This window comes from Tenacibaculum sp. AWR4_210 (assembly GCF_056160945.1).
Genome location: NZ_JBSWYF010000001.1, coordinates 652,508 through 665,439, shown reverse-complemented (window position 1 = coordinate 665,439; position 12,932 = coordinate 652,508). Strand labels below are relative to the sequence as shown.

Below are 12,932 nucleotides of genomic sequence, written 5' to 3'. Positions count from 1 at the left end.
AATTTTTAGTGGCAAAGGGCAATAGTTTCCATAACAAAATTGGTTTTTCCCAATACGTAGGCTCCTCGATCATTTTTGTGCTTTTTTGCTAAGTTTAGCTTTAGCGTTTCATAAGCTTTCGCTCTTTCGGGATGTTGCAGGAGGTAATCTCTGAATTGAAGTTGCTGCCACATGAAATTATCTTTTGGACACAGGTGAATGTGGAATTTTTGCGCTGGACGTCCATCGGGAAAATACCCTTTTCCAAAAGAAGAATATGCGGCTATTTGATCGCGTTCGGGCACTTTGAAATGGGTGTAGCCGAGTGTTTCAAATTCACGTATCAGCGTGGGGTGAAACAAGAGGTTTTCAGGGATTTCAATTAAGAGATCAATATATGGCTTGGCCATAATTGTTGGAATAGCGGTACTACCGAAGTGCTCAATTCGTACGATCTGGTTTGGAGAGAGCTGCTTCAGAATCAGTGCTTTTTCGCGTTCAAACAGATGTTTCCAATGGGGATTGTGTTTTTCTAATGCAACGGGGAATAGGCGATTCCAATCGTCTTTATTCAAATCGTTTAAAGTTTTTTGCATCCTTGTAATATTGATAGAAACTTCGTCTCTTGCATTGGCAATTGAACTAGCATTTTAGTACAAATATAGGCCTAAATAGCCGTAGGTGGAAGCATAAGTTTACAAGTTGTTCAGATACGCGTGTAAATCGGCACTTTTGTCGAGTTGTAGTTTTTGCTTTAGACGATATTTACTCATGCGCACCGCTTTTTCTGTAACGTTTCTTAAAATGGCCATATCTTTATTCGTTAAATGCAGTCGTATCAAACTACACAAGTACAAGTCATTTTTTGTCAAGCTGGGATGAATGCTCAAAAGTGTATTGTTGTATTCTTTGTGCAATAGGTTGGCTTTGCGTTGAAAGTCTTTGAGTTGATTGTCTAAACCGAGTTGGCCATCCAGCAGTTGTACTAGTGATTGGTATTCAGGACTCTCTGATTTTCCCGATTCTTTAAGCGATTTTAATTCGGTATTCAGTTTTTTTAAGAGGTGGTAATTTTCTGAAATTTCAATGGCGAAATTAGTGAGTTCCGTATGCTTGGTTTTCAGGTTTTTTTTGAGTTCTAGGTTTTCGAGCTGTTTATTTTTGAGTTCCGCTTTTATCAATTGCTTTTTCATTTCTTGAATGGCAGCGTCTTTCCGTTGATTTTGGCGCATTTTAATATAACCCAATATCGCTACTACAACGGAGGTAATTAGGAGTCCTAAGCTTAGGAACCACTTTACTTTTTGATCTTTTTTTGTCTGTTTTAAATAGTGAATTTCTTTTTTCTTAGCAGTTAATGACATGCGGTGCAAGTCCAGCTCATATTGAATTTTATCGAGTTGCAGTAGTGCTTTAGAGGCAGTTATTTGCTGTATCCTACTCGCACCGTATAACGAATCGTTTAATTGTAGGTAGGCTGATAGGTATTGCTGCATCATTTTGGGTTGGTTGAGATGACTTAGAGTGTTGGTCATGCTCTTTAAGCACCGTAAATACAGTTTGGGGTGGGCACTTGATTTGAGTAATGCTGAGGCTTTTAGTAAGTCCGAAAATGCGGGTTGCCACAAGTGATGTTCCATAGCGAGCGTCCCGCGTTTAACATAGGCTTCGGCAACATTTTCAGAAGCTTGCTGCTGCTGCGCGATTGTCAAATACGAATCGAGTAGTTGTTTGGCTGTTGTATAATCGTGTAGGTAGCATTCTGCGAGGTTCCCCTGACAGACACCGATCATAAGCGCATTGAAATTTTTGTATTGCTTTTTTAATTTAAATGCTTGAAGCGCCTCCTTAAAGTAAGGAATGGCCTTAGTAATGCTGTCCGAACGCAAATAGGTAAGTCCTACATTGTTGAGAGCATGACCTTTTAGGTCAGTATCATCGAGTTTCGAGGATAGCTTTAAGGCAATCAGATAGTACTGTTGTGAGGTACTGAATTTTTTGAGTTGGTAATACAGTTTTCCAATGTCTGAATAACAGTGATAGGCATGTAATGGATTGTTATTTTTAAGGTTCCAAGCGGCTTGAGTAGCTCTAAAAATCACAGCTTCTTCGTATGCTTCTATTTTTTCTAGTAAATAGCCTACCCTAAAATTAAGCATGGCTCTGTGTTCTTTGATACCGTATTGTTTAGCAGTTTGCAAGGCATTCAAGGCGAGTTTTAAAGAGCGTGTGTTTTGCGAGTTCACATAGGCAGCTTTGGAACTGTCTGTGAGTTGCTGTATGTACTGTTGAATTTTAGGTAAGCTGTCAGTGGGTACAGAGGTTGTTGCAGGAATGCGCCAAGGGGTGGGATTTATGGGTGCTTGCTGTGCCCAAAGTGTGAGAGAAGTAAGGAGTAAAATGATAAAGGAAGGGTATTTCATGGGGGCAATATACGACCTTATGTTAAATTGGTGCTTGCTACTATGGTGAGATTTAGAACTGTTTTTCAGCGTGTTTTGGCTGTGTAGACCATTTGTAGACAAGGGTTTTTTTACTGGAGCTGTGTAGGAGGCTATTTTTGAAGAAAGCAATAGAAGTATGGATACACCGAGAAGCCGATTAGCAGTACTAATAACTGCAAGTATAATCGTGTTAGTATTTGTTTTGGAATGTGTTGTAAGGACAATAAATGGCAGCTCACCCAAGAAACCGTTGACCAAAAATCCAGCCTTGAGCAAGGCGGAACGTTCCCTGTTAAGCAATAGTGATTACGATTCTTTGACCCGCCCTGCGAGTGGTTTTTTGCTATCGAAGTCTATTCCCTTTTTTGACCCGATGATCATACCGGCAGACTTTCAACCACAGGTGTCAATTACTACTGAGTCCGAAGAGGAGTAAATTAGTGTTATTTTAAGTTTTTTTGTTAGTTTTTTAAAGGTGTTTTGTTTTTTACTAGTGAAATAAAAGTGCTATTCCTGAGTATGTATGTATATATATCTAACACGTTTTATTTCTCTTATACCCAATTCACTTACCAATAAGTGATGATGATTTTCAAGTTATCGGAGAAAAAGAAATTTTGACTGACCGACACTATTTTGATTTTGTAGCGGAAAATAAGGGTAGGTCTTATGAGCAGTTCAAAAAATGATTCAGGGAATGAGAGTTCAACACACAACAACATGTATAAAACATAGCCAATAATTGCAAAACCGAAAGATTTGTGTATTTTTCGAAAATTCGCCAAATTTTTAATTTGGCTTTTAAATAGGGAAAATTAAAAACAACATATAAAATTCGGCACTGTGTTAATCCGGAATGTAAGTGTCTTTTTGTACGCTATGTTTCATACACAAACGGTTATCAATGATTAGGATGAACCAGGACAAAATAAAATACATATTGAACTATCATTCTTCTTTAATGACTAAAGAAGAAAAAATTGCTTGGCGACATTGGGCAACTGTTTACAAAATGGGTGATTGCTCTCCAAAACAAAAAGAGATTAGAATAAAGATATCTCTTCAAAAAGGCTGGATGACTGACGATGACACTATTCTTAAACTGTTAGAAAATGGGATTGATGAATTTGAAAGGAAAGTGGCTGAACGTATAGACGATTCGAATTCTATTGAGTATAACAATTGTCCAAAGTGTGAGAGAATAACAAGAACCCCAAAAGCCAAGCAATGTAGATTTTGTGGATATGACTGGCATTAAATAAATATACTAGCGGCTGAGAATTGGGCGGAAGGAGAATGGAATTATGAAGATGATAATACGGATGTAATAATTACTTTGAATAATAACAGGTAATACGTTGCGACATTCTTCACATATGGGAATATCAATAGCTTAATATAAAAAAATAAGAAAACGGGAGAATGCTTTAACGGTAAGTACTTTTGGGTTTCGGATATGATTTTGATCGATGACTGTTCAAGAAATAGCAGAGAAGAAGTGATTAAGCACTTGATTAGTGAAGATGAATTTTACCAAACCTTTAATGAAATAAAAAACTGATAACACTGTATATGAAAGCATAGCCGCCAATCGGTAGGCTACGTTTGTTATCCTAAGCCTTAAAATAAAACACATACTTACCACAAAGCACCTTAGTTAAGGTGTTTTTTTATGTCCAAAATTTAAGTAAGCAAGTATTAAAATAAGTGTAGGATTACGTAGGTCTTATTCATAAAGCAAAAGAGTTTTGTTTTTTAAAAAAATAGCAATTATTAATTTGATCGCTTCGATTACGGCTTTCCGTAATTCTCATAACTCTTACATCTTTATATTTACGAACTAATCAAATATAATGATATACAAATACATCGATTACAAACTAATTTAAGCTGTATAACGACGTATTTTATGCGTATATAAACAAGTTGCCAACAATATCCTTAAAAAAATAGATATTCTCTATGCATAAAGTCAATAATATTTCTGAGTTCATAGAATCGATAAAAAAAATAATTTCAGAAATATCAGATAAAGAAGATATTCCTAGAATATGGTTCAGAGGTGAACCGAGTTCTAATATTAATACACCTCTCATTCCAAAAATATTAAGAGAACAAGACTATGATTCTGCCAAAAGTCTTGAAAATCTGTATCGCGCAGGATTTAAACGTGAGGCAGTAGCCAAATTAAAGAATAAGCTAATTGAAGTTAATGATTGGAATTTATATTTCATGATGCAACATTATGGTATGCCTACAAGACTCCTAGACTGGACAGAAAGCGCATTAATTTCATTGTACTTTGCAATAAATTCTAATACGTTTAAAAATGATGATAAAGTAGTCTGGGTTTGCAACCCTTATAGGTGGAATAAAGAAGTATTGAAAAATTGGAGTAAAGGAAAATTAGAATCATCTATTATACCTTTTCCGGAAACAGATAAAAAAGTTGATCTGTTTGATTCAGATAAAAGATTTAGACTTGTTGAATTTCTAAGGTTATATTTACATCAAGATAAACCTGACAGACATGTTAACGTTGAAGATAATAAACAGCCATTATGCATATACCCATATTATTTAGATGATAGAATGAGAAATCAAGCTTCTTGTTTTACAATTCATGATGGAGAAGATAATAACTTAGTTGATTTGATGATTGGACAAAATTGTTTAAGGAAAATTGTAATAAACCATAAAGAGATAAAGACTCTACAAAATGAACTAAAAATATTAGGAATTAAAGACAGTTTAGTATTTCCTGACCTAGAAGGAATAAGTAGAGCGGTGCAAAATTTCGAATAAATAACTATTGCCAACACTTTAAAAAAAAATAGAGCGGTTTGGTTTGTTCAAAAATTTGGGGCTTATCCGCTGTGTTACCAAATATAAAATTTGGTGTTTCAATATTAAAGATAAACACAAAACATTATATTTGGCTTTGTTATAAACCTAGAGTTATAGCTTACCGTACCTACGTTTCTTATACGAGGTGTAATTAATAGGTCTTATGAAAGGTATTGAAATTAAGGAATTTATAGAGTCAAACAATGACGAGGATATTTCGTTTTATCTGTCTACTATCATAGACAAATTGAAAGATATTTCAAAAGAGAATAACAAACTTGGAATCTTTATGATTGTTGTTATTTTGCTTTATTACTTAATTGACAATACAATTGCTAAAACCTAAATTTACAGATGATTTTACTAGAGCTTTGTTGCCTATATCTTGATACGAAGAAATCCTTAAATTAAATCATAAAGAAGCATCATTTGTTGGGTGCATTGGAGCAATAATTACTATTCCTTTGACAGTGATTTTAACCTTAGCACCTTATTTTTTTGAATATCTATGGTTGAGAAAATTATATAAGAGTTTTTCTAAGTTTCATATATATGAAAAGGAACGTATATTTTAACGATATGTATTATAGTTTTTTCGTTGTATTATTTAATACATACTATCTGGAATTCAGTAAAAGAACAGGAATAATCTGTTGCTAATAAGGCATAAGCTGTATAGCTAGTTAATCGCTTACTTTAGCAAGCCCTTATAGACTTTCTAAAAAGTAATAATTTATTTACTTTTAGCTTGACTAATCCGTAACAGAGTTTAAAGAGAGACGTTAAAGGTTATTTACTATAAACACCTTGACTAAGGTGTTTTTTTATGTCCAAAATTTAAGTAAGCAAGTATTAAAATAAGTGTAGGATTACGTAGGTCTTATTCATAAAGCAAAAGAGTTTTGTTTTTCAGAAAAAATTGCAATTTCTGGTAGCTTGTTCTTTTAGGTCAGCCAAACTCAACTTACTTTCTTCCTACAAGTTTGGAAACGTCGATAGTTTCCTCTCCTTTTTTGAGCTTCCTTAATTAATTTGATTGCTTCGATTACGGCTTTCCGTAATTCTCATAACTCTTACATCTTTATATTTACGAACTAATCAAATATAATGATATACAAATACATCGATTACAAATTACTGTAAGGTGTATAACGACGTATTTTATGCGTATATAAACAAGTTGGCTGTAATACTATCAAAACTATATGACAGAAGAAAAAATAATTGAACACGAACCGAAAAGAAAAGGAAAAACAGATTGGAAACCAACTGTAATCTCGATTTTAATTGGTATTGCAGTAACTGTAGGAGCTACTTGGTATACAGTTGAAATAAATAGGCAAGAAGCAGTTCAAGCAGAGAGTGAAAGGCTTGAAAAAGTTAAAGAGAACTTAGTTTCCATCATCGAAGAGCATATAGTTAATAAGGATAGTATAGATTTAGAAAGTTTTAGTCGATTAGTTAACAATAGGACTAGAGAAGAAAAATTATATACTCGTCCTTCTGTATATAACTTAATTACTCAGGCGGAATATAATATACAAAATAGTAAACACTTAAGTTTTGACAAAAAACTAGAATATTCAAAAATCATTTCTTCTTTATATAAAGATTTTAAAACAGATACATTAAATTATAAGTTTTCTGAAAGTAGGTTTCCAGAAGAGACAATCAAAATAATTTCTTTATTCAATGAAACTAATAAGTCGGAAGGAAAAAAAATGCTTCTGAGTTACAGTCAGAAATATGAACAGGAAATTTCAAGCCTTCAAAAATCCCAATTAAAAAAGGAATCATTTATTGACAGTCTATTACGTTCACCAACAAATCTAATATATTTAATTAGTGGGTATTTAATTCTGACTTCTTTACTTATGTATTTTTGGAGAGTAAGAAGAAGGAGATTAAAACATTATGAAATTCTCAAAGAGAAAACATTTTTTGAGCGTAATAAAATAAAAGCTGAGATTGACCATTTGATGGACTTAATGAATCAAGAAAAACTCCCTAAAGATGAGAGAAAAGAGATTGAACAAAGGATTGATTATCTTTTTGAAAAACTAGATTCATTAGAAAAATACTACAGCCAACATAGTGTATAAGTAATAGCGGTTTAAGTGATAAAACGAAAGTATAAACATAAAACAAAGGTCTGTTTAAACCCGAAAAGTTTATGAGTAGAAATCCGCAACTACTCATAGCCGAGACCGTTACCTCCAATTAAAGAAAATGAGTGCCGCAAAAGAAATTATAGAAAAACTATCAAAATTAAAAGCGAGTAATTCCGTTTCAAGCTATCCGCACATCAAAAATATTCTTAAGAATCAGCGGATTCCTATTGCCTTTACTGAACTAAAACCATTTAAATTAATTAGATATAGAAGTCATAATGATGAAAATAGAGACAAACTTTTTGAGAGTTCTCAAGAGTTATCATACAGAACTGATATACTAAATATAAATGAACTTGGACGTGCAAACGAATCTGGACAAGGATTGTTCTATTGCAACGATAACGAAAATCAAAATACAGGAATCACTGAGATTGTATCTATATTTCGTGGAAACGAAGATAGTGAAGAAGAAGTTTTAACTATTAGTGCTTGGGATGTGAATGAGAATTTGACATTAGCAATGATACTACCTAGCGAACAAATTATTGGTCATAACGAAGACTTTGATATGATGAAGGCTGATTTTAATCGCTTCGAAGAAAGTCCAGAATTTGAAGACTTGAAAATTCTTAATGAATTTTTAGCAAATGAATTTACTCTTGATATCGAAAAACACAATTCTAATTATAAAATCTCTTGCGCATTTGCTATGTATATTAAAGAGCAAATACCAGAAGTTGATGGAATTATGTATGCGAGTGTAAAGTCGGAGTATAAAGGTGTAAATATTGTTCTATGGCCAGAAGTTGTTGACAAAAAATTGGAATTTGTAGCAGCTCGAAAATCAGTTTTTAAAAAGACTAAAGACAAAACATTTGTTGAGAAATTAATAAATGAAAGTGTTGGCTACAACGAAGAAAAAGATGAAATAAACTGGCAAAAGCCAGTGGGTAACAACGTGTATAAAACATAGCTAATAAGTGCTAAACCAAAAGGATTGCGCTTATTTTTAAAGACCGCCAAATTTTTAAATTTGGCTTTTAAAATGAGAAAAATTAAAAACAAAATATAACGCTTTGGCTCAGTACAAACTTGATACTTTATCTGTATCTTGTCCCCTACTTGCAATATACTAAACGTTATGGGCAATTAAAAAAACAGACCTACTTAAGAATGGAAATTGGATTAATAGAATGGTTTGATGACAGCAAAGGTTTTGGACTGATAAAAACGGCCGACAACAATGAAGTGTTTTTACACATTTCAAATTGGAAGGATTCAAGAAACTTAAATCCAGAGAACAAACATCCTATTCTATTCACAATAGGATTTCAAAGAAATAAAACTACTGCGTTAGATTGTAAATATTTTGATGAAAATAACTTACTTGATTGGGAAACCCTTTTCACAATTAAAGAGCATAATTTTTTAATCAAGGTAAAGTACTCTGAATTCAATTTACTTCAGCTTACATTTAATTCTTTAAATGCGGACTTCGATTCCTCCATCATTAAAGGCTTTTTTAATGAAGTAATCGGAAATCTATCAGAAAGTGAATTATTCGAAAAGCACCATTGGATTTATAAAACTTATCAAAACACAAAAATTGCTAATGTTAAAAACCTACTTCTTAAGATTATAAATACCCGAATTAATAAACTTAGTAATACTCAAATAATTCAATTTTGGAAAGAGAAAATCCTGTCCGATTTTAGACCAAATGATTCAATATTTACAAATAATTTTAAGGAATTAGAAATAGCCGAGTTAAAAGCAATTAAAAAAAATGAAACAAGAAACATTGTAATAATCAAGAAAACACAAAACTTAGCTGAGAACTTTAATCTTCAAGATTTTCTAAATTTCGAACAGATATTAAATTTAATAGATACTGAAAAACTCAAAACCAAAATAACAAAGGACTTAACAAAGATTACTAAAACACATTATCTTGAACTTATAAATCAAACCATAGAGGAATCGACAAAAAATGAGGCAATTTCTATTTGGGATTTAAAAAAAATAATTTCTGAACAACCAACTTTTTTAGATAATGAAATTTTAGTATCAATAAAAAAAATACTTGAAGATAAAATCATTAAGAATTGTTCATTTAGAGTAGTAATAGATAGTTGGAATGAAGACCTATTAGAACTAAATAATGAATTTGTAAATGAAAAAGTCAAAGAACAAAAACCAAACGATTTAGAATACTTCTTGAATTCTGAGAATGCCACTACCGAACAAATAGATATTGTACTTGAACAATTATTGAAGTTAAATGAATACGAAATAGTTTTAGCAAAATCTAAAGCTCACTCTGACGAATTATTCAAAAAATATGATAGACTTATTTTCAATAGCATAAATGAAGAAGAATACTTTGCTTTTTGGAAAATGAAAAAAGGTGTGATTCTTCCTGAAAATCATTTGAATACATATTTCAATCATAATGAAGATAATTACCGTGAGTTGGATAATTGGCTTCTGAGAAATACTATATCAAATGAAGATGCAAAGAAAATTTTGTTCTCAAAAATCCAAGAAACTACTACAATAAATAGCAGATTTGACTTTTACACTTTATACAATGCGATAAAATCATTGTTAAAAATTGACGACACTTCTACCAATTCTTTAATTTCAATACAAAACCTTTGCATTCCTTTAATTCTATGGCACTTAAAAGTTATTGAAGAATTTGATTTTGAGACACTAAAAGGAAAGTTTATTTACTTTAAGCCAAATGACCAAGTAAACATTTTCAAAAGGTTATTTTATTTAAAACACAATCAACGGATAGATTTCGATTTAGAAAAACTTGATGAGATACTAAGATCTGATGTGGACTTGTATTTATCGAATGAGCGGTACAATAATGACTTTGTCCTTGATATTTCTACTCATATAATAATTGAATGCTTAAAGTCTTATGTAAAAACAGGGAACTTTATTTTCGAAAGTGATTTGATTCTAAAGGATTTAAGAAATAATAGCGATAAAAAGTTCAAAATTGAACATTATTTTGATAAATGCGAAGGCAGATTAACTGCTGATTGGGATTGGAATACGGAAGGGAAAATTTCTAAAATTACAACTAATTCGAACGGAAGAACATTCGAGTTTTTCATAGTAGAATTTGAGTATAATCAAAATATAGTTGACTCTTTAAAAAAACTACCTTATAAAAAGAGAAAATATTACCCTGACAAACAATATTGGGGTGTTTCGTTAAGTTGCGAAACTGAATTATTTCAAATAGCTAGTAAACACAGATTATTTATTGAACTTCCAAATAGAAGGCATTATGATAACAATCTACATTTAGTAAATTTTACACGAAAGATTAAGGTTTCAAGAAACAATTGGGAGGAAAATATACCGAATGGTATAGTTTATTGCGAAGGTAGAAAAGCTAATAATGAGCATAATAGATTCAAAAAAGAATTTTGGTGGTGTGCTAATCAAGAGTGTTTTCAAAATTGCGTAAAAGACCACTTAAAGGAAGAATACACAAAAGAATTAGAACAAAATATTTGGGAACAATACACTTTGTTTGACTTTCTAAGAATTCTCAATATTAGTGTAGATGAACACAATGGTCTTGACCAAATAAAAGATGGTAAATATTATAAGTTTTTAGGTCATATTAATGCTTTTAATAGACTATTGGAGAGACTTTACTGCGAAGAATGCAATAATTTAATTTATCCGAAAAACACCTCTCACTTTGCCTTATTCCGTGATGTTAGGTTTTATTGCATTGAAGAAACTTGCTCTAAAAAACAAGAAGAAATTTATCTAAACAATTGTTTATATGGCGAGTGTAAAACAATAATAGATAGTAGAATTTCAAAAAGATGTAACCACGGACTTTTCATTTGTCATAATTGTGGTACTTGTTGCTCAGAAGATTTATTTAAAAGAAGATTAGCCAATTTAAATAATGCAGGTGGTTATATTCACCAAGAATTAATAGATAATGTTGAGCAACAAAATGGACACCTAGAGAAGAAGGAATATTACTGTTACAAGTGTTCAGGTATGATGACCGAATTAAATGAAAACAATTATCAATGCACAGAATGTAAAGTTGAATATGATTTAGATAAGTTTAAATGGCTTAATAGAAAGTGGACACAAACTAATCGAAGAAGAGATGATTATCCGATTTATCAGCAGAACAGAAATGATAATGAAGATGATAATTTCCCATTCTGAAAACAAAAATAAAAGCCCATAACAATGTATATAAAAAATAGGCGAAATATTAGTAAATTCAAGGCTTAAAATGGGTTCTTTCTTATGATAATCAAGAAGAAATAGTTCAATTGTATGAAGCGTTCAAAAAGATTACTTATAACTTGATATATAGTGTAGAAAAGAAGTATCAAGGTAATGAAGTATTAATCTACAGTGATAGTATTAAGCTTCCGATTAAAAGAGCTAATTTGAAAAACCTTCAAAGAATCAAAAGAAGGAAACTTGCTATAGATTTATAAGCCATTGATATTTAAAGAGGATGTGTATAGGAACATCCGTTTTGTGTTTATCTATTAAATACTATATAGACTTTCATTTTAGCACATAGTTTGGATTTTTTTTTAATGAAAATGACGGTTAAGAAAATTGTTAATTTACGTTGTATATACTTTGGTAGTACCGAGTAAGTTTTATAACTAGAAATAGCCCTGCACCTGATATTAGTGCATTAATAAGACTTTCTTTAAAGTTGAGGCCAAGTATAATGATACTACTAATAAAATTTATAATACAGGATATTAGTACGATTACGTATGTCTTATTCATAAAGCAAAAGGGTTTTATTTTTTCAAAAAAAACAGCAATTTCTGGAAGTTTGTTTATAACGGTTAGCAAACTCAATTTAACTTCTTCCTACAAGTTTGGAAACGTCGATAGTTCCATCTCCTTTTTGAGCTTCTTTAATTAATTTGATCGCTTCGATTACGAAAGTGTTGTAGCATACAGGTGTTACCTTTAATAAATCCATGTGTTGAGATGCTGCCAGAGCAAATCCATCGACGTTTAATTCTATGTTTCTTACAATGATTATATTTGAATTTGTATTGGTTTCTATTTTATTCAGCAGGCTGTTCGCGAAGTTTATTATTATTTCTTAACTTTTTCTTTCAAAATCCTTATAACCCCAGCTTCATTGAGGCCTGTTTTCTTGTTTATTTCATAAGCTGTTACACCTCTTTCATTAATTAATTGCATAGTTTTTTTAATTCCACAAATTAGGGAAGGCCATTGCAATTATTTGAAAACAAGAAGAGCTCAAAAGGGTAAACATAAGCGTTGCAAGTCAAGGTTTAAAAGTTTCGATTGCCAGAGAGATTCTACAAATGAAGTTTTTAGAGGAGTAAATCACCGGTTTTAAATTTGACCATCTTAAAGCTCTAGCAGTACTCAAAATTTGTTTAGAAGGTCAAAACGTCAATTCGGAAAGAATAGCGGTAAAAAAACGTCAATTCCTTTGATCTTTGACCTGCGTATTGGAAAAGAATTTTAAAGCACAGTAAAAATG

General features: G+C 31.6%; 9 protein-coding genes. 6 read left to right on the top strand and 3 right to left on the bottom strand.

Features of this window, described 5'->3' with window-relative positions; genetic code table 11:
• Positions 1-5: 5 nt before the first annotated feature.
• A complete protein-coding gene (locus ACXAG7_RS02920) occupies positions 6-575 on the bottom strand; it encodes a GrpB family protein (RefSeq protein WP_476665905.1) in 570 nt (189 codons plus the stop codon).
• A 99-nt stretch (positions 576-674) separates the two neighbouring features.
• Positions 675-2,402, bottom strand: a complete 1,728-nt coding sequence (locus ACXAG7_RS02915) for a tetratricopeptide repeat protein (protein ID WP_476665904.1) — start codon at positions 2,400-2,402, stop codon at positions 675-677.
• Between the two features lie 157 nt (positions 2,403-2,559).
• Between ACXAG7_RS02915 and ACXAG7_RS02910 the strand changes: the two genes are divergently transcribed.
• From ACXAG7_RS02910 to ACXAG7_RS02885, 6 genes are all read left to right on the top strand, one after another.
• Entirely contained in the window at positions 2,560-2,859 is a 300-nt protein-coding gene (locus tag ACXAG7_RS02910; protein ID WP_476665903.1) for a hypothetical protein, read from the top strand.
• A 525-nt stretch (positions 2,860-3,384) separates the two neighbouring features.
• Positions 3,385-3,681: a hypothetical protein gene (locus ACXAG7_RS02905; RefSeq protein ID WP_476665902.1), complete on the top strand. Its 297-nt coding sequence runs from the start codon at positions 3,385-3,387 to the stop codon at positions 3,679-3,681.
• 704 nt (positions 3,682-4,385) lie between these two features.
• Positions 4,386-5,228: an FRG domain-containing protein gene (locus tag ACXAG7_RS02900; protein ID WP_476665901.1), complete on the top strand. Its 843-nt coding sequence runs from the start codon at positions 4,386-4,388 to the stop codon at positions 5,226-5,228.
• Positions 5,229-6,475: 1,247 nt separating this feature from the next.
• The gene (locus ACXAG7_RS02895; RefSeq protein ID WP_476665900.1) at positions 6,476-7,372 is read left to right on the top strand and encodes a hypothetical protein; all 897 of its coding nucleotides are present in this window, start codon (positions 6,476-6,478) and stop codon (positions 7,370-7,372) included.
• A 127-nt stretch (positions 7,373-7,499) separates the two neighbouring features.
• Positions 7,500-8,357, top strand: coding sequence for a hypothetical protein (locus ACXAG7_RS02890; RefSeq protein WP_476665899.1), 858 nt, complete (start codon positions 7,500-7,502; stop codon positions 8,355-8,357).
• Between the two features lie 200 nt (positions 8,358-8,557).
• A complete protein-coding gene (locus ACXAG7_RS02885; RefSeq protein WP_476665898.1) occupies positions 8,558-11,605 on the top strand; it encodes a cold-shock protein in 3,048 nt (1,015 codons plus the stop codon).
• A 664-nt stretch (positions 11,606-12,269) separates the two neighbouring features.
• On the opposite strand, the gene ACXAG7_RS02880 is transcribed toward ACXAG7_RS02885, so the two are convergent.
• On the bottom strand, positions 12,270-12,395 hold the full coding sequence (locus tag ACXAG7_RS02880) for a hypothetical protein (protein WP_476665897.1): 126 nt from the start codon (positions 12,393-12,395) through the stop codon (positions 12,270-12,272).
• Positions 12,396-12,932: the final 537 nt, after the last annotated feature.

Coding starts and splice junctions, on each gene's coding strand:
- ACXAG7_RS02920 (WP_476665905.1), bottom strand. CDS start 575: ATGCAAAAAACTTTAAACGATTTGAATAAAGACGATTGGAATCGCCTA.
- ACXAG7_RS02915 (WP_476665904.1), bottom strand. CDS start 2,402: ATGAAATACCCTTCCTTTATCATTTTACTCCTTACTTCTCTCACACTT.
- ACXAG7_RS02910 (WP_476665903.1), top strand. CDS start 2,560: ATGGATACACCGAGAAGCCGATTAGCAGTACTAATAACTGCAAGTATA.
- ACXAG7_RS02905 (WP_476665902.1), top strand. CDS start 3,385: ATGACTAAAGAAGAAAAAATTGCTTGGCGACATTGGGCAACTGTTTAC.
- ACXAG7_RS02900 (WP_476665901.1), top strand. CDS start 4,386: ATGCATAAAGTCAATAATATTTCTGAGTTCATAGAATCGATAAAAAAA.
- ACXAG7_RS02895 (WP_476665900.1), top strand. CDS start 6,476: ATGACAGAAGAAAAAATAATTGAACACGAACCGAAAAGAAAAGGAAAA.
- ACXAG7_RS02890 (WP_476665899.1), top strand. CDS start 7,500: ATGAGTGCCGCAAAAGAAATTATAGAAAAACTATCAAAATTAAAAGCG.
- ACXAG7_RS02885 (WP_476665898.1), top strand. CDS start 8,558: ATGGAAATTGGATTAATAGAATGGTTTGATGACAGCAAAGGTTTTGGA.
- ACXAG7_RS02880 (WP_476665897.1), bottom strand. CDS start 12,395: ATGGATTTATTAAAGGTAACACCTGTATGCTACAACACTTTCGTAATC.